This is a genomic window from Bacillus sp. R86525 (assembly GCF_042466195.1).
GTDB lineage: Bacteria > Bacillota > Bacilli > Bacillales > Bacillaceae_G > Bacillus_A > Bacillus_A nitratireducens.
Genome location: NZ_JAXHPX010000001.1, coordinates 71,362 through 90,006, shown reverse-complemented (window position 1 = coordinate 90,006; position 18,645 = coordinate 71,362). Strand labels below are relative to the sequence as shown.

The 18,645-nt window shown below is 33.4% G+C and carries 15 protein-coding genes and 1 pseudogene; 10 read left to right on the top strand and 6 right to left on the bottom strand.

Translation table 11 applies throughout. The features are described from left to right. Window positions 1-139: 139 nt before the first annotated feature. On the bottom strand, window positions 140-1,576 hold the full coding sequence (locus tag SJY24_RS00550; RefSeq protein ID WP_377863357.1) for an IS4 family transposase: 1,437 nt from the start codon (window positions 1,574-1,576) through the stop codon (window positions 140-142). A 349-nt stretch (window positions 1,577-1,925) separates the two neighbouring features. Here SJY24_RS00550 and SJY24_RS00545 point away from each other — a divergent pair, with 349 nt between their 5' ends. Next, window positions 1,926-2,279 (top strand): SdpI family protein, encoded by a 354-nt coding sequence (locus SJY24_RS00545; protein WP_377863356.1) that lies wholly within the window; start codon window positions 1,926-1,928, stop codon window positions 2,277-2,279. 369 nt (window positions 2,280-2,648) lie between these two features. On the opposite strand, the gene SJY24_RS00540 is transcribed toward SJY24_RS00545, so the two are convergent. The 3 genes from SJY24_RS00540 to SJY24_RS00530 form a co-directional block, all read right to left on the bottom strand. Beyond that, window positions 2,649-3,434, bottom strand: coding sequence for a GNAT family N-acetyltransferase (locus SJY24_RS00540; protein WP_377863355.1), 786 nt, complete (start codon window positions 3,432-3,434; stop codon window positions 2,649-2,651). 138 nt (window positions 3,435-3,572) lie between these two features. Continuing rightward, window positions 3,573-6,554, bottom strand: a complete 2,982-nt coding sequence (locus tag SJY24_RS00535; RefSeq protein ID WP_377863354.1) for a Tn3 family transposase — start codon at window positions 6,552-6,554, stop codon at window positions 3,573-3,575. An 11-nt stretch (window positions 6,555-6,565) separates the two neighbouring features. Then, complete coding sequence (locus SJY24_RS00530) at window positions 6,566-7,117, bottom strand: recombinase family protein (RefSeq protein ID WP_377863353.1); 552 nt, start codon at window positions 7,115-7,117, stop codon at window positions 6,566-6,568. A gap of 378 nt (window positions 7,118-7,495) precedes the next feature. Between SJY24_RS00530 and SJY24_RS00525 the strand changes: the two genes are divergently transcribed. The 6 genes from SJY24_RS00525 to SJY24_RS00500 all read left to right on the top strand — a co-directional run bounded on the left by SJY24_RS00525 (window position 7,496) and on the right by SJY24_RS00500 (window position 12,995). Further along, the gene (locus SJY24_RS00525; protein ID WP_377863352.1) at window positions 7,496-8,071 is read left to right on the top strand and encodes a class I SAM-dependent methyltransferase; all 576 of its coding nucleotides are present in this window, start codon (window positions 7,496-7,498) and stop codon (window positions 8,069-8,071) included. Between the two features lies 1 nt (window position 8,072). Next, window positions 8,073-8,759 (top strand): response regulator transcription factor, encoded by a 687-nt coding sequence (locus tag SJY24_RS00520; RefSeq protein WP_377863351.1) that lies wholly within the window; start codon window positions 8,073-8,075, stop codon window positions 8,757-8,759. Beyond that, a complete protein-coding gene (locus SJY24_RS00515) occupies window positions 8,756-9,835 on the top strand; it encodes a HAMP domain-containing sensor histidine kinase (protein ID WP_269482218.1) in 1,080 nt (359 codons plus the stop codon). The genes SJY24_RS00520 and SJY24_RS00515 overlap by 4 nt, the downstream gene beginning before the upstream one ends. Before the next feature lie 207 nt (window positions 9,836-10,042). After that, a complete protein-coding gene (locus tag SJY24_RS00510; RefSeq protein ID WP_377863350.1) occupies window positions 10,043-11,146 on the top strand; it encodes an efflux RND transporter periplasmic adaptor subunit in 1,104 nt (367 codons plus the stop codon). After that, window positions 11,143-11,817, top strand: a complete 675-nt coding sequence (locus SJY24_RS00505; RefSeq protein WP_377863349.1) for an ABC transporter ATP-binding protein — start codon at window positions 11,143-11,145, stop codon at window positions 11,815-11,817. Before SJY24_RS00510 ends, SJY24_RS00505 begins: the two co-directional genes overlap by 4 nt. A gap of 56 nt (window positions 11,818-11,873) precedes the next feature. Beyond that, on the top strand, window positions 11,874-12,995 hold the full coding sequence (locus tag SJY24_RS00500; protein ID WP_415750072.1) for an ABC transporter permease: 1,122 nt from the start codon (window positions 11,874-11,876) through the stop codon (window positions 12,993-12,995). A 113-nt stretch (window positions 12,996-13,108) separates the two neighbouring features. Here the strand turns inward: SJY24_RS00500 and SJY24_RS00495 are convergent. Further along, window positions 13,109-13,620, bottom strand: a pseudogene (locus tag SJY24_RS00495) (FtsX-like permease family protein); the annotation flags it as partial. Window positions 13,621-14,449: 829 nt separating this feature from the next. Here SJY24_RS00495 and SJY24_RS00490 point away from each other — a divergent pair. Together SJY24_RS00490 and SJY24_RS00485 are read left to right on the top strand one after the other, a co-directional pair. Beyond that, a complete protein-coding gene (locus SJY24_RS00490; RefSeq protein WP_377863348.1) occupies window positions 14,450-15,202 on the top strand; it encodes a hypothetical protein in 753 nt (250 codons plus the stop codon). Window positions 15,203-15,324: 122 nt separating this feature from the next. Next, complete coding sequence (locus SJY24_RS00485; RefSeq protein ID WP_166705074.1) at window positions 15,325-15,435, top strand: YjcZ family sporulation protein; 111 nt, start codon at window positions 15,325-15,327, stop codon at window positions 15,433-15,435. Between the two features lie 92 nt (window positions 15,436-15,527). Here the strand turns inward: SJY24_RS00485 and SJY24_RS00480 are convergent, their stop codons facing one another. Continuing rightward, a complete protein-coding gene (locus SJY24_RS00480; RefSeq protein ID WP_377863347.1) occupies window positions 15,528-16,031 on the bottom strand; it encodes a hypothetical protein in 504 nt (167 codons plus the stop codon). 1,791 nt (window positions 16,032-17,822) lie between these two features. Here SJY24_RS00480 and SJY24_RS00475 point away from each other — a divergent pair. Next, window positions 17,823-18,644 (top strand): ParA family protein, encoded by an 822-nt coding sequence (locus SJY24_RS00475; RefSeq protein ID WP_033728841.1) that lies wholly within the window; start codon window positions 17,823-17,825, stop codon window positions 18,642-18,644. Window position 18,645: the final 1 nt, after the last annotated feature.

The window sequence follows — 18,645 nt, the reverse complement described above, 5'->3', positions numbered from 1 at the left end:
GGGGTCACCATACATGCCCATCAACTTAAGAACGAAAAAAAATGAACTTTCGTTCAAGTAAACTAAAAAACTCTTAAAATACTTTTTATCCTTAAAAATGAGCATGCCAAATAAACCTCAATTAACCAAATTTCAAAAATTATGCAGCTTTCTTTTGTTTTTTAAATCCACTATACTCATAGACGACACCCATAATATCAAAGACTGTTTTCTTCTCATATCTGTGAGATTTCCGCCCGTTTTTCTGTAGTAGGTGGAATAGGCGGATTAGAATCTTTGTTATTTCCTGGGTGTCTTTCTGTATCGCTTGATACAACAGTGATAAATGATCTTGGATCATCCCAATCGCTTTATATTCGCTTAATTCTTTTTTCCTCTTTTGCAAAAGAAGTTGGCGCATTTTAAACATAGTAGAAGAGCACAAGAAAATAGCAATCAACTTTCCATATAATTGGCACTCTAATCGTTCCTGTTTTACATTACGATAATGGTCTATTTTGAAGAGTGATTTCCACGTTTTAAAGACAACTTCTATTTGCCAACGTAAAGTATATAGCTCATGTACCTGTTCCATTGGAACCCATTCCCAAGGTGTATTCGTCACGTATACGTTTAATCCCGCTACCATTTTACTTTTTTCTGAGTATGTTCTATTTTGGGATTTTTCTTTTTTCGCGATTTTCGATCGTCGTTTTTGAAGTTGTTCTTCTGTTAATCGATTAAAAATAACGCGTGCAAACAGTTGTTGTTTATCACCAATATAAGCATGTTTTAATTCAAATGTTTCTCCAGGCTGTAGTTGTTTCAAAATCTGTTTCACATCAATCTGTATGTATTCCAATTGTTTCTTAATTGCACCATTTTTAAAGTATTCTGGGTTTGGATTTTTCACATATACATTCGTATTTAATTTTAAACGAGAAATATAGTATGTACCTCGTTGATCCATTTGATCTAAGTCTTCCAATGAAAAATAACCCAAATCACGAATGCATAAATCTCCCGGTCGTAAGGTATCTAAACACTCCGTACCAAATGTTTTGTCATTATTTTTTCCTGGTCCAACTTGAAAATTAAGAAACTCTCCACTGTGTAGATCATATTCTAATTGAATTTTGATTCCGGCTGTTTGGGCACATCCTCCAGAGCCTGGATATACATTCTCTAAAGCATTGGGCACCTGAAATACGGTAGCATCTAGGATGCGAATTCGCCCAAAATAAGAGAAGAGATGGTTAGAAATTTGTGTTTGTTCGCATACTTTTTGTTGTAACAGTAAAGAAAAAATATGTTTTAAAAACAGAACTGCTTTATCATTTAAACGTTTATTTAAGCCCTCAGGGCTGAGTAAAGTACCAGTAGCTGCATGAAGCCTACTACATAATCGGACTAAGGGATCACTTGCCACTCGTTGACTAATCCAAATACAAATATTAGCTAAATCTGAGCCGGAAAACTTACGTTGTCGCTTTATAAATCCGATTTCTCGTGCAAGTTCTTCTAAAAATACAGGTTTAACATATCGCTGTAATTCTTTCGCAAATGGTTGTAGATCATCTTGAATCGAGAGATTCATAAGAAAACGTCATCCTTTCTAATCTAGCTTGTTTAGAAAGAATAACGTTTTTTGGTACTTAAGAGTATTAAAATTTCTTAATTTTATGGGCATGGGACTAAAAAAAGATTAATCAAAATGGATTCCTCTCTTTTGGGAGGAACTTTCCCCTTTTATAAAAAGTTTGATTAAAAATCCCTTGGAATTCTTTAATTGAAAGAAGCAAAGTAACAAACATCGTATCTTTTTTTACACGTCGTAATTTTATTTTAAAGCCACAGATAGTAATTGTATAAATGTAAAAATGTCGCCACAAAACACCCGAAATGGTATAATTAGTTTATAATAACATTTTATGGAGATGATTAAAATGATATACAGTCTTGTGAATATAGGAGTAAGTCTGTTAATTGGCATTATCTTTATATCAATTTCATTGCTATTGAAAAAAAGACCACCAACAGATATTAATGCAATATATGGCTATCGAACAACTAGGTCTATGAAAAACATGAAACTTTGGGAAGCTGGAAATAGGTATAGTGCTGAAATCATGATACAAAATGGATTTATAATTATTATACTAGGAAGTATTATCAGCCTATTTTTAAATAACCCTTCCACTGCAATACTTTTAATTATGGGATCTATGCTATTACTAATAATCAGTATGATTATTAGAGTGGAGAATAAGCTAAAAAAACTGGAAGAACCATGTAGCTAAAATTTTTGTATGGATTATTTGTGAATCTTTATAAAAAAGTTCGATCAAAAATACTTTACAAACTTATATTGTACGATAAAAAAACGAATCTATTTTGAAAAATGATTCGTTTTTTTGAATAGACATTAGAAAGAAATATGTTTTTTGTACTTAGGGGTAGTGAAAATTCTTAAGTTGATGGGCATGGGGTCACCATATCATTTCGGGAAAATTGTACGTTTAGACACAATTTGGACACAATTTGAACACATTTTAACCAGTTCCCTGTACGTTAAGGAACTGGTTATTTATTTTACTGTACCTATAAAATAGAGTTTGATTATTTTATTGAAGCTTATTCCACAAACGCACCCGTTAGTTCAATAAGGGTTATTCTCGAACTTCCCTAATACTTTTTCCACTTAAAGAAGCGTGTCCGTTTGTTAATTTTTTTACTGTTTGAAATCCATACTTTTGATATACTTTTTCTACTGATTCATTTATTGGAAAAACCCAAAGCTTTTTTATTCCTCTAGTTATTACTTCTTTTTGTATAAATTGAATAACTTCACCTATTAAGCCTTTACCTCTGAATTCTTCAATTGTAGCTACACTTTCCATTCGAGCTTGTTCCCCATCTTCAAAAATACAGGCAGTTGAACAAGCTATCCCGTCGAACCGAAGAAGATAATGTGTGAAGGAAGAATGATTAAATTGTTCTTTATAAACTTTTTCAATTGACTCCTTTCCTCCAAACTCTTTAATACTACTCTCTATATCTAAAGCTTCTTGATAATTTTCTTTAGTTACTTTTTCAATTGTAACTCTCTTATTATTCTGAATTTCAATCACTCGGTTATTCCACAATTGAACAGGACTAACGAGTTCTTCATATCTAAAATTCCTTGCTTTTAATTCAGTAATTAGATTTTGTTGGCTCTCTAAATTATAGATATAAAACCTTGGTATGATTTTTTTAGACTGATAATAGCTAATAACCTCGTCTATAACTGACTGTGGATGTAAACACTCATCAATAATATGTGCGTGATTTGAGTCATAATAATTTGGTTGGTTTTCATTATAAAATAACGATCCCCACGAGGTATCAATTCGTTTAGAAAAGGTTTCATAGTATGAAATATCAAGCATTAAAAGTTCTTGTGAATTTGGCATATAGTTACCTCTCAATTTCCAGAATAGAATTAATATTAACAGAATTATAGCATATATATTTCAAATCCTTCTTAAACTAACCTGCACCTATAGATAAAACTTTTTTCAAAACGGTACGACTTTATTTTAAAATCACATTTACCGCTTTTTTATAGAGTTTTTCTCTCGTAATGGTCTTAGATTATTGAAATTTGTTTTTTGGTTTAAGTTCCAAACATAATCACCTGTCAACGTGATATGTTCCCAACCAAGTGGAGATATATGTTGTAAATATTCTTCTGGAATGCTTACTCCTTTTGCACGTAAAGCATCTACTGCACGTGAGATATATACCGTATTCCATAATACAATTGCTGAAATAAGAAGTTGCAAACCGCTCGCTCTATGCAATTGGTCCTCATAAGAACGATCACGAATTTCTCCTAATCGGTTAAAAAATACAGCTCGAGCAAGAGCATGTTTTGCTTCACCTTTGTTTAAACCAACCTGTACACGTCTTCTTAGATCAGGACTCTGCAACCATTCTAACGTATATAAAGTTCTTTCAATCCTACCTATTTCACGCAAAGTTACAGATAAGCTATTCTGTCGTGGATAGGCCGCAAGCTTTTTGAGAATAAGAGAAGCTGTGACGGTTCCATTACGAACAGAGCTAGTTAATCGTAATAAGTCATCCCAATTTTCTCTTATTTTCTTTGTATGAATTGTTCCACCAATCATGAATTCTAGATGTGGATGATTTACGGGCTTTTCAAAAGTATAAATTTTATTTTTACTAAACGTTTTGATTCTAGGAGCAAATCGAAATCCTAACATATGACACATGGCAAAAACATGATCTACAAAGCCTGCTGCATCCGTATAATGTTCTTCAATTTTTAAATCTGTTTCATGATATAGAAGGCCATCAATAATATGTGGCGCTTCTTCTGAAGAACTAATAACTTGTACATAAAATGGGGCGTATTGATCTGAGATATGTGTATAAAAACTTAATCCTGGATCTCTACCATGTTTTGCATTTACTTGCGCTAACGGACTAGACTGACCGCCGGCTCTAAAGAATTGTCCATCAGAAGATGAAGTCGAGCCATCTCCCCAATGAGAAGAGAACGGGTATTTATGCTGAAAATCAGTGATTGTTCCAAGAGATTTGGAGTAATTTTCATCCCTTATATACCAATCAGATATCCAAGCTAATTGTGTATAAGATATATTCGGGCAAGCATCTGCCATTTTAGAGAGACCTAGATTAATACCATCAGCCAAAATAGCTGCGAACAATACGGATTTATCCTTCGGTTCAGTTTGGGTATGAAGATGAACAAAATGTTTGCTAAAATGTGTCCAGCTATCTACTTCTACCAATAGTTCTGTTAATTTAATACGCGGTAATACACTATAAATAAGTCTAGTTAGATCTTCGACCTCATCTGGAATCATTTTCTTTAAAGAGGCAATTTGTATTTTATCTGCATAGATTTCAACATCTGGCAATAACTGATTTTGAATTAAATGATTTACCTTAGAGAGTTGTTCTTCCATTAACTGAAATCGTTCCTGTAAATATTGATCGATATTTGTTGAAATTGTTAAGGGAACTTGTTTTTTATTCTTCAATTCATACCATTTTTCTTGTGGTAATAGATACTCTTCAAAATCCTTATATTGTTTACTTCCTACAACCCACATATCCCCAGCACGGAGGTGATTACATAATTCCGAAAAGACACCGAACTCATAGTAATGACGATCAATACCATTATCTTTAATCACATGTTTGAACCATTTCGACTTAAGAAAATCCATTGGGGCTGTTTCAGGAATTTTTCGTTTTCCTGTTTGGTTTATTTCTTTTAACATCTCTAAAGCCTGAAATAAAGTATTACTTGCCTTAGATGCCTTAAATACATAAGTTCTTAATAATCTGGGTGCAAACTTCCGAAAATGGCCATAGTGATTATCTAGTAGTTCTAAATAATCAAATTCTGCTGGTCTAGCTAATTCTTCTGCCTGTTGTACTGATTTTACAAATTGTTCCCATGAAATAATAGATTGTAAAGATTCAAAAGGATCTTGTTCTAATTCTTTTGCTTCAATTAAAGCTTTTCCAACTTTTGCGTATAAACGAACCTTTTCATTAATCGCTTTTCCATCCTTTTGAAAATGTTCCTTATGTTTCTTTTCTCCACGATTAAACATTCTACCCATTAGTTTCTCAAGCATCTCTATTCCTTGATCTGTTAAAAAAGCATATATATGAATGAGAAAGGCCATAAGAGTTGCATGTCGTTTGAGCTCATGAAACCTGGATAAATGTTGATTGGAATAACGTGATCCTTCACGTGCCATCTGTAGCAATCTATTTTGATGTACTTCTCTTCCATTATCTAAAGGTAAATTTAATTTTTGGATAAACTCTATTCGATCCATAATCTTATGAAAATTTTTAACCGAAATGACACCGGGAGGTTGTCGAAGCCATGATATATACGAATATTTATATCCTTCTCCTACGCTTAATATCCTATCGAGTTGTTTACATTGAGAACGAGTAAGGCCCTTTGTTAATTGTTTAAAAATCCTTCTATGTGCTCGTTCACGTACAGCCCATGCTAAATGTTCAATTGCATATATGGCTGGTAGAATGATTTTTCTTTTTCTCATTTCTATAATAAGAGCCTCTACTAAAAGATGTCCTTGATCTGTTTTCATTGCCATAGGTAAAAGCCAACGTGCTAATTCCCGATATTCTTTTACAGTAAATGTTCGAAATCCAAATGTACTTCTAATTTTAATAAGATGTTCACGACGAGTTGTATCACGATCACGTGCGTAATGTTGTATAGCAGAAGGTGAAATTCCTAATTGTTTAGCAATCGTATGTACAATAAAATCCGGAACTTTTTCATTTGCAGATAGTGGTCTCCCTGGAAAACGTAAGTATGCAATTTGGATGGCAAATCCTAATCTATTAGCGGCTCCACGCTGTTTATTTATAATCTTTAATTCTTCATCAGATATTGTGTAATAACGCAATACCTCTCGTTGATCTATGTATTCAGGAATTTCATAAAAATACGCCCTTTGTGATGAAGTGAGAAGTTCCCTTGTTACCATATTAGTTCCCCCTATTTATTTAAATAACGATAAACCGTAGTACGAGAAACCTCTAGCATTTGAGCTATATCTTTAATAGGAGTTTTATTAGCGACAAGGGTTTGTATCATTTCTATTTCCTTGTCTTTTAATTTTTCTGGTCTACCCCCAAATCGGCCTCTTGCCCGTGCAGCAACTCTACCAGCTTCCGTTCGTTCACGAATCAAGTTACGTTCAAATTCCGCAAAAGAAGCAAATAAATGAAACATAAGTTGACCAGTAGCGCTTGAACGATCCATTGTAATATTTTCATGAACACTGTAAAAACTAATCCCTCGTTCATTCAATTCATTAACAATCTGAATAAGATGTCGCATAGTACGACCTAAGCGATCCAATCGCCAAACTACCAAAGAATCACCAGGGCGTACATATTGAAGCGCTTCTTCTAATCCTGGTCTTTTATCTTTAACCCCACTCAATTTATCTTGAAATATTTTATCGCATCCATAAGATTTCAAAGCATCAATTTGTAAATCTAAATTTTGATCACTTGTAGATACTCGAACATATCCAACCTTCATTTCTTTTTCCTCCTTTTGTTCAATAACTTAATTTTATATATTTATTTGAACATAGATAAGTTTACAAGGTTTTTGAACACAAAAAAAGGAGAAACCCTATAATTTTTTGTTCAATATTAACATGTACAGAAACATACAGTTTTCTGGACACCTTTTTCCCTGTCGCTCTATATTTGACGTTTGGAAAACCTATGATAAAAGGCCTATTAGGATAATTTGTAATGATATGTCCATTTAAGGGTAGTATTTTGTCCTTAGGACAAACCAATTTTAACAGTTTTTTTAAATCTTAAGGATTCTTAAGGATTTTCACTCCAGTTTCTTCATGTTTGGATTTTAAACTATGGTTGTAAAGTTAATCTATTGGAGTGATTAAATATGAAGCATTTGTCTTTTTTATCTCAATATATAACTAATCCAAGAAACGTCGGTGCAGTACTTCCAAGTTCAAAGTTTCTTGCAGAAAAAATGATGGAAAACATTAATTTTGAGAACGCTAAATATATTATTGAATATGGGCCAGGTACGGGTGTATTCACTGAGAAATTACTAAAAAAACGAAATTCGAATACCACTCTTATGCTAGTGGAAAATAATAGAGAGTTTTATTTAATGTTGAAAGAAAAATTTAAAAAAGAGAAAAATTTATTCATTGTATGGGGGTCTGCGGAAAATATCGACAAGTATCTAAAAAACTTCTCTATTCCTTATGCAGACTATATTGTTTCTGGTATTCCTTTTACTAGTTTGCCCCAAAATGTTTCAGATGAAATTTTATTAACTACCACAAAAATTTTAAAGAAAGATGGGGCATTTATTACTTTTCAATATACAAAATTTAAAAAGAAGTTCCTTAATCAGTTTTTTGATACAATAGATGAGAAATGGGAGCTTAGAAACGTACCACCTGCTTTTGTTTTTAGCTGTTCAACACCAAAAAATAAGGGAGAATAATATGGAAGCTAAAATTATGATTGTTGATGATGATAAAGAAATCAGAAATCTTATTTCTGTTTATTTGGAAAATGAAGGTTTGCAAACTCAAAAGGTTGAAGATGCTATTGAGGCCTTAAAACAGTTGGAAGAAAAAGAATTTGATCTCATTATTTTGGATATTATGATGCCTAACATGGATGGAATTGAAGCATGTATGAAGATTAGGGAAGAACGAACTATTCCCATTATCATGCTTTCTGCAAAATCCGAAGATATGGATAAAATTCAGGGGCTTACTTCTGGTGCCGATGATTATTTGTCAAAACCGTTTAACCCATTAGAATTAATTGCTAGAGTAAAATCTCAATTAAGAAGATATACAAAATATAATACTGAAACGAAGAAGAATAAAAATATTATTGAAATTGGTGATTTGACCTTGAATACAGATGCACGTCAAGTATGGGTAAGGGGAAAGGAAACCAGGCTTACTCCTAAAGAATTCGATATACTTGAACTTCTTGCTCGTAACAAAGGGATGGTCTTAAGCATTGAAAAAATATATGAAGCTGTTTGGAAGGAGAATTTTTACAAATCGGATAATAATGTAATGGTACACATTACAAAAATTAGAGATAAAATAGAAGAAGATTCCAAACATCCCATCTACATTAAAACAGTATGGGGAGTAGGATATAAAATATGAGGATGTTTAAACTTAGAAATAAGTTAGTTGCAAAAATTCTTATTGCGGTAGCAATTAGTTTTTTTGTTTCACTTGGTGCGATATTTCTCTTCAGTAAATTGCTTTATCATCTATCCGTGAAAAATTATCTGCCCGAAGTTACTCTAGTTACAGGTTATATTTATACGCTAATTTTGTTTTCAATCATAATCTTTATCTTTATTGCAGTATTTTTGTTAATGGTGCGGAAAAAATTATTATATTTGAAACTTATTACCGAGAGCGTTCACCATATTGCTAATGGAAAACTTGGTTTAACAATCAGAATAGAAAGTAGGGACGAATTGACCCAACTTGCTCAAAATATTAATTATATGTCCAAGGAATTGGAGAATACATTTGAACAGGAAAGACGATTAGAACGTACAAAAAATGAACTCATTACCAACGTATCTCATGACTTACGCACACCGTTGACATCTATTATCGGATATGTAGATTTATTAAAAAGAGGGCAATACGACAGTAAAACACAATTACAGGAATACCTCGAAACCACTTATTTAAAATCACAGAGACTGAAATATCTAATTGATGAACTGTTTGAATATACCCGTTTATCAGACCTCGATGTTAAGTTAAACCTTAATGAAGTTGATTTATCAGGTTTGTTGGAGCAAATAGTTGGAGAATACATACCTATATTTGAAAAGGAAGGTTTAATCGTTCAAAAATCAATAACGGAAGAAACAATACCTATTTTCATGGATGTAGAAAAAATGGTACGTGTTTATGAAAACCTGTTTATGAATGCGATAAAGTACAGCATGAAACCATCCGAATTATCAATATGTCTTGAACTAATAGGTAACAAAGCAATTTTAAAAGTATCAAATAAAGTCGAGAAGCCACCTGTTAGCGATCCAAATAAATTGTTTGAAAGGTTTTTCAGGGGAGATAAGGCAAGAAAAGATGATCAAGGAAATGGACTGGGACTTGCTATCTCAAAAAGAATTGTTGAGCTTCATCATGGTAATATACATGCAGAATATAAAGACGACTGGATGTCCTTTATTGTTGAACATCCAATTAAATAGAATGGCTTATGGAATTATAGGTTCCATAAGCTTTTTTTATAAAACTTAAGAATTCTTAAGAATTTTACGGGGTGTTTCCTAATTTTCATAGTTTATCATGTATGTATTGAAAGCGATGAGGAGAGTGAAGAAATTAAAAAAGAAAATTTTCTTTGTAGCTTTCAGGTGGATACATAGTGACAATCTCATTGAAAAGGTGATAAATAGATGAAGAAGAAAAATAAAGTGTTAATTACTAGTGTAGTAGCAATTGGAATTGCAGCTGGATCATATTTTGCATTTGCTGGCGGCGGTTCGGAAGTAGCAATGGAATATAGCGGTTATAAAGTTATAGAAAAACAAATTGAAAATGCACAAAAATTTGGCGGCGAAGTTATTCCAAATGGAATTGAAACAATTTCATTCGATCCAACAAAAGGTACGTATGAATCAGCTGTTAAAAAAGGCGATGAAGTGAAAAAAGATCAGCTTCTGTTTAAATATAATGCCCCTACTGCTAAACAAGGTGTAACGGAAGCAGAAATGCAAAAGAAAATCGCACAAAAAGAAGTAACATTGTATCAAAAACAACTTGATGCAGCGAAACAAAAATTACAAAAAGATAAAAATGCTGGTCTTCCTCAGGAAGCATTAAAAGCATCGGAAATCGAAGTGCAACAATTAGAGTCGCAACTTGAAATGAAAAAGTTTGAAGTAGAAAAAGCAGACGAAATGATTAAAGCAGCAAAAGAGAAAGTAAATAATCTTACTGTAACAAGTCCTGCCGATGGCGTAATTGATGATATCGTAAAAACTGCTGATGAAAAAACTGGTATGAGCGGCATCACACTTCGTCACGCTGGTCCATTTAAAGTAAAAGGTCAACTTTCTGAATATGAGCTTGCGAGCATGAAAGTTGGGCAAGAAGTAACGGTTTCATCAAAAACTGTCGCTGGTAAGACTTGGACAGGAAAAGTAACAGAAATTGGTTCTACACCATTAAAGAGCATGGACGAAAACAAAACAGTTTCTAACTACCAGTTCACTGTCACATTAGACAATAGTGAAGAATTACAAAACGGATTCCACGTTTACGTGACAAGTAAATCAGGCGAAGCAACTGGTACAATTGTTCCGAAAAGCAGCATCGTGAAAAAGGGTGACAAAAATGTTGTCTTCGTTGTAAAAGACGGTAAAGCAAAAGAACAAGCGGTTACTGTTGAATTCGAAACAGATAGCGAAGCAAAAGTTGCTGGCTTGAAAAAAGGAGAAGAAATTATCTCTAAACCTGAAAAAGACTTAAAAGATGGTATGGAGGTTGTCGCCCAGTGATTAACTTAAAAAGCATCACGAAATCCTTCGGAAACGGTGCAGAGTCCGTGCAAATTTTACACGGAATTGACGTAACACTGAATCAAGGAGAATTCACTTCCATTATGGGACCATCTGGTTCTGGTAAATCAACTTTAATGAATATTATCGGTTGCTTAGATAAACCAACGACAGGTACGTATGAGTTAGCAGGGCAAAACATTTCAAACATGTCTGAAACAGAACTTGCACGTGTTCGTAATAAAGAGATCGGATTTGTATTCCAAAACTTTATGTTACTACCAAGACTTACAGCACTACAAAATGTTGAATTAGCTCTTATTTACGCTGGAGTCGATAAAAAAGAAAGACGTGAGCGCTCATTAGCTGCTTTAACAAAAGTAAGTTTAGCTGATCGTGCTACTCATCTGCCAAATGAATTATCAGGTGGACAAAAACAGCGTGTTGCGGTTGCTCGTGCAATCGTAAATAACCCGAAATTCATTTTAGCCGATGAACCGACAGGTGCACTTGATACGAAAACAAGTACACAAATTATGGACCTCTTTTATGAATTAAACAAGCAAGGCTCAACAATCATTATGATTACCCACGATCGTGAAATCGGTGAAGGGGCTGCCCGCCAAATTGTAATTCGTGACGGAAATATCGTCCAAGATTGGAGAGGTTAATTTTGAACACGAGTGAAACTATACGCATAGCCCTTTCCTCTATCTTTGCTCATAAAATGCGTTCTATCTTAACGATGCTAGGAATTATTATCAGTATTAGCGCCATCATTACCATCATTTCAATGGGTGATGGTACAAACGCAAAGTTTAAAAAAGAATTAGGGCAAGGAAAAGATACTGAAGTAACGATTTACTATAACAACCCCGATTATGGAACAGATAGTGCCAAAATCACAGCTGATATGCTCAAACGTCTTCAAACTGTGCCAGGCGTTAAAGATGTTGATCCAGATGTGAGTATGAAAGTAAAAGCATCTTCTGGTTCAAAAGATGTCTCTCTTAATCTAAAAGGTGGAACAGTCGCCTTTATGACAGATGCGAAAATAAAATTAGTTCACGGTCGGGAATTAAACGATAGTGAACTAAAACAAGCAATCTCTGCTGTTATTTTAAATGAAGAAACTTTTAACAAATTATTTAATGGTTGGGAACCAAATCTATATACAGACATAAAAGGAAAACCGTATAAAGTAGTCGGTGTTTATGAAGCAAAAAATGATTCCGGAATGGCTATGTCAGCAGGTTATACATCACTTGAAAATGCTCCTGTCATTTCAGGAGTAACTGAGTATGACTCTGTAAAATTAACACTAACTTCACCAACAGAACGTAAAAGTGTAGAAAAACAAGCTGTTTCTATTTTGAACGAGATGAAAGCTCCTAAATTTGAGCATAAATTTAAAGCTCAAGATATGGGTGAATTTACGAAGCAATTAGACGAATCAATAGGTATGATGAAAATGGTATTCGGTGGTATTGCTGCTATCTCCTTACTTGTTGGTGGTATTGGTGTGATGAATATTATGCTTGTATCCGTAACAGAACGTACACGTGAGATCGGTATTCGTAAAGCACTTGGTGCAACACGCGGCAAAGTATTAACACAATTCTTAATTGAATCTTGTATTTTGACTGGACTAGGTGGTTTCATCGGATTCATGCTCGGTATTTTCTTCGCTTGGATCGTCTCAATCTTTGCCGGATGGCCTCTCGTTGTCTCAACAGAACTTGGACTTCTTGCAGTAGGCATTTCAATGCTAATCGGTATTGCATTTGGTTTACTACCAGCTAACAAAGCTGCAAAACTTGATCCAATTGAATGTTTACGATATGAGTAAAAAAACGTAGGAGTGTAAACTCCTGCGTTTTTTCTGTTGAAGCCGAGAAATCTTCTAGCAAATATATCGACTTTACAACCAAAATATGCTGCTTGATGATTTCGTTTTTTGCGAAGTTGAATATCCAATAATGCAACTACAGCTGCCATTTTTCCTGTTACGCGACATGCTCTGTTTGTGCATCTGCATGTACAAGTTGTAATACAGAAATACGTGACAATTTAATACTATTCATACTTGCTGATAGTACAAATAATGCAAAGAAGAAGATGCAAGTAACAGTCATAGATGGAATATACAATGCTTTATATCCTTCGCCAAAAAATTCCATCTGTTTCATTAATAACTGACCGATACCCTCTGCAAGTCCTACACCAACTACAATTCCGATTACAAGAGATGCGGCACCTAATACGATTGTTTCGATAAACATAAGTAAGGTAACTTTATGCTTTTTTGATCCTAACATTATGTACATGCCAAACTCTTTTTGGCGAAGAGATAATAAGAAAGAGTTTCCATATAAAATATAAAAAAATGTTACAAATGCTAATAAAAAGGAACAAATGTGGAATATATATACAATAGGACCCACATGTGCATTAGATTCAAGGAACCCTTTATGGGTATTTTTTTATTCCCTCGAAATGGGGGAATAAGAAAAACATATCGTGAAAATTCCTTTGTATAAATAAGGGTTTTAAGGTTATTTTTTTAAAATATACATTTCAAAATATGTACAATTGCATTGACACGTTTCAAATGTTATTAAGTTGTATTTTTGAAACGGAAAATTCTAGTTTTTCAGCTATGTCATAAAGTGTACTTTTTGACACAACGTATTATTTTTTAATTAACCAGGCTTAATCCCCCATTTCGAGGCGATGGGCAAAAACATCCAAATTAGATATTTATCATTGCTTCTGCTAATAGTTCCTTAGCGTAGGAAAAATCGGCTAAAAAACAACTTATAATTTGCGAATTATTTTTTAAAATCCAATTATATTAGCTATAGTAATGAAGAAAAATAAACCAATTCCTTAACGCACAGGGAATTGGTTTATTTGTGTCTAAAATGTGTCTAAACGTACAATTTTCCCGTAATGATATGGTGACCCCTTATAGAACGTGTTTACTTAATGCCCAATACATATTATTAAAATTAAAGTGGTTCAAGTCGGAGGAAGGCATCTTAGGGTGTCTTTTCTTTATTAATTTACATTAAATTAATAAAACTATATAAACAGTTGTAGTAAAATGGAATTGGGTGGGAACCTAGATATATTTGTGCTGTAAGAGAAGTCTTATGTAGATTAAGTAGGGGAAGGCACTTTGAGGGAAGTGTCTTTTCTCTATGTGACAAAATCATTATTAATAAAAAGAGAAATTTTAACTTATCTATATTAATAAAGTTATAATGAGTTAGTATTTAATTTTCTTTAGGAGTGATTAGAATGGTCGAGATGCCGAATATAGAAGAAGTAAAAGGAAACTATGAAAATTACAAATACAAAAAGGCGCCTATCTTAAGAGAAAAGTTTTCGAAGATGTCTTACTTTCATGCACTTGATCGGACAGATAACAAAAAATCAATTGAACGGCTTCAAGAAATCCTTTCTAGCGGGACTTTAAAATCATTGAAAGTATTAAGGGCATTAAATGAATGTTATGAAGCAGCTCTTGGGGGTACATTAGATAAAGACATAAAAATTGGTAGAGATAATTATATATATTTCTTATTAGGTAGAGCATATAAACATAATTCGAACTTTAGTATCGTATTTGAATTACCTCATGAACAACTGAGGAAACTAAAATATGACGATGTATTCTTTTGTAATGACTATTGTTTATATACTGAAGATAAATATGAAGAATACAGAAAAACTATACTTACGCTCGAAGATGGCGTAAATGCTATAGCTGATTGTGTAGGTAATTATTTTGAAGCAGATTACAAAAAATACATTAGTACGAAAACTATTAGGGGATTTTTTAATAATGAGCTTTTTAAACATGAATTTGCCGTAAAAGAATCTTTACTTATATGTGACGAAGCTGTGATAGTTCATTTGGTCGGGTGTTCAAAGGCTGAAAAAGAAGAGCTCGAAGAGTTAATTACCACAGAAAATTACAAACAAACGTTTAAATGGCATAGTGGACCAGCAGAATTTGAAAGTTATCTAATCAATAAAAGTTCTCTGTAGCACTTATGATTTCTAGGTGGTACACGATAAGTCTTAAATAATACATAAGGTAAAGTGGACCTATTAAAAACTATGGAATAAACCCTAGTTTTCCCCTCTAATCCAAAGGAGGCACTATTGTTATGGGATATGGTGGTACTTGCGGCGAAGGCTGCGGTTTTGCTGGAGGATTTGCTTTATTAGTTGTATTGTTTATTTTATTAATCATCGTTGGAGCGGCTTGCTTCTGCTAAAAAAACTATCAGAAAAGACACTCATATATGAGTGTCTTTTCTTTATAATATCTCGTCCTTAAAAATAAGAACTTATAAGAAGAATAAAATAATTACCATTTTCGCAAAGCAGCTTTTGCAATCAATTTAGTTCCTTTTGTCAAAACAGTACTATTACGTGTCACCATAAAAATTCCCGCGCCAACACACACAGTCGCCACCCCACCAGCAACAACAGCCAATGTCTTTCCGTACTGCCTATTATTTTCCACTTCTTTTACATAATCATTTAGAAACTTATCTAACCTTTTTTGTCCATCCCTTTTTTCTTCTAAAGTGGGGGCCTTGTTAATTTGCTCTTGAATATCCTTTATAAGCCAATCTAACGTATTTAAATACTGAACACTTGCAAATTTAGATTGCTCAAAAAGTTTAGTCAAGCCATCTATTAGTATTTTAAAAGTTACATTACTTTCTTCTAGAAAGGTCTTAAAAACTTTACTCCCAAACTCTTGTTTTATATTCATTTCTAATAATGTCTTAATATCATTACTTGATAAGTTCTTAGGATCGATACCTTTAGATTTTAATAACCTTATAATTTCTGCATCCAACATTTTTTAGACCTCCATAAAATAACGTTTTATTACATTATACGATATAGTAAAAATAAAAGATGAACGCTTATTTTATTATGTACAATCCATTCCTCTTAATTATAAAACATCTTTAAAATATTCCCTAGAATACTATCGAACATTAAAAGAGTAGCTACCACAATTAATAAAAATGTACCTGGATTCTCTCTTGCAAATTCCCACATATGTAATCTCCAATTCATTATTAAAACAATAAACTATATTATACTAAAATTTCACGTACTATATCCAATTTGTAAAACCAAATCCAACAATAAGGCCTATTCTACCATCTGTCTCCTTATCCTCTAACCAAGTAAGTAGTAAATCCCTTATTTAGTCCTCTATCTTAGCGGGTAGCTCCCCCAGGTCTTAAACAATCCCAAGTTTTTCATCGTTTCTTCGTAATTAAACTTGACAGAAGGTCTTAAAGGTTTTTATCATGTGGGAACGATTATGGAATACGGCTGGAAGGCAGATTTATCCCCTACTTTGAAAGACTACAAAAAAGTAATCGATCAAAATAGATGGATAAGCGTCTTGTTTTCGCCATGCGGTCACTTATAAGGTATCCGTATGTATAGACCCTGTTCACTCAGCGATCTTCACCGCATGCATCCTTTTTCTATGGCTTGTCCTTGTAATATCGTCCCTACACGACAAACTGAATGCACTCCCTAACACCGTAATGCTAACGATAACCTCCCGAACCTTTTAGAGAATCGTCCCTGGGCAAGTTCTCGCCCTCCCTCACTAGAAGAACAGGATTCCAATGAGGGGTGCTGTTTTTGTGGGCGTATACTCTGTACCCCCTGCACGACCAACAGCTAGCCACGCCGTAACACGTTCCCTCTATATAGAAGCACGGAATCACGGCTTATCAGTTTTTATTTACGTGGTATCAGGCAATTCCACGCGAACAAAAAACAAAAAAGGACATCTCCAATTCCTAAATGACCTGTACATTTACAAGACTTCTAGGATTAGAGATGCCCGTTATATATCTTTTGGAATATAAAATAATCAAAACTAGTATTTACTAGTTGATATTTATCCAAACAATAGATAAAATGGGTATATCAAAGAAGCCTCGTGAAAAGGCATAGTTGTTTAAGGTTAGTGGTGGTACACTTCTTAAACGTAAACACTGTGGGTTAATACAGTTCATTTCTAGCCAAGTGGTGGTACACTAGCTAGAAAAGTCATTCCCGCTATAGGTTGGTAGCCGATAGCATATGGGAGTGGCTTTTTGTTTTTTGTTCATATTCAATTGTTCTATGGATCTTCGTTTATGTAAAATATCAAATTATGTTTTGTTTTGTAGAATGTTGCTTGTTGTGTACTACGTTACAACAAGCTTTATCCTTTGTAAACAGCGAATTTACGCACTTTCCGAATAATATCCCTATTTCCCTATTTCCCTATTTCCACTTATAGATATAGGGATATTTCCCCTTTTCCCTATATCTATATTTCCCTATTTTCGTTATTTTTCCCTTTACTAACTTCTCTACAAAATTACATATTTATTTCTTAACTCTCTCTACTTCATACATCAAAAGAATCTTTTGATACCAACGTTTTTGTTATTAATTACTAACTCTATGATTCTATTGCATAACCCAAATATCATTGTTATAATTTCTTTAAAGATATAGAAATATCCCTATTTCTATAGTTAGAAATATCCCTATTTCCCTATTTCTATTTTTCCCTATTTCTATAAAGGGATATAGGGAAATTTCAAAAACTATAACTGGAGTGTTAAAAATGGCTATTACAATTACGGTAGGTAATTACAAAGGTGGCGTTGGTAAGACCACAAATGCTGTATTGAACTCTTATGAATTTGCTAAAAAGGGAAAGCGCACATTACTTGTTGACCTTGATCCACAAAGTAATGCAACAAAATCCCTCATGTTAACAAAATCAATTCTTAATCCTGATGAAATCGTTACTGTTGAGAAAACATTAATGAAGGGAATACAAGAGGGCAGTTTAGAAGGCTTAGAAGTAGAAATTATGGAGAACTTATATTTACTTCCTTCTTACGTTGATTTTCAGGACTTCGCAAAATTCCTTTATAAAAATTGTTCTTCGGAAGCTGAAGAAGATCATTACTTTAAAGGATTGCTAGAAAAAATAAAACATAAATATGACTACATATTTATCGACGTTCCTCCAATGTCACTAGAAGTTACGAAGAACGCAGTTGTAGCTTCTGATTATGTTCTCATTGCTCTACAAACACAAGAACGTTCTCTTACTGGTGCAGAAAATTACATTAATGAACTTATCAAGTTAAAGGAACTATATGATCTTGATATTGAAGTAGTTGGTGTTCTTCCTGTCCTACTAAAAAACAACGGCAAGGTTGACGAATATATCATGGAAAATGCTCGTGAAATTTTCGGGGAAGAAAACCTATTTAAAAACATTGTCCCTCAAATGGAACGTATTAAAAGATTTGATGTGAATGGTATTACTGAAAAAGATCGACATGATATGAATGTAATCGAATTATACGAAACGATTAGTGATGAATTGTTATCTCGTATTGATATGTTTGAAAAAATGAAGGTTGGTGTGTAAT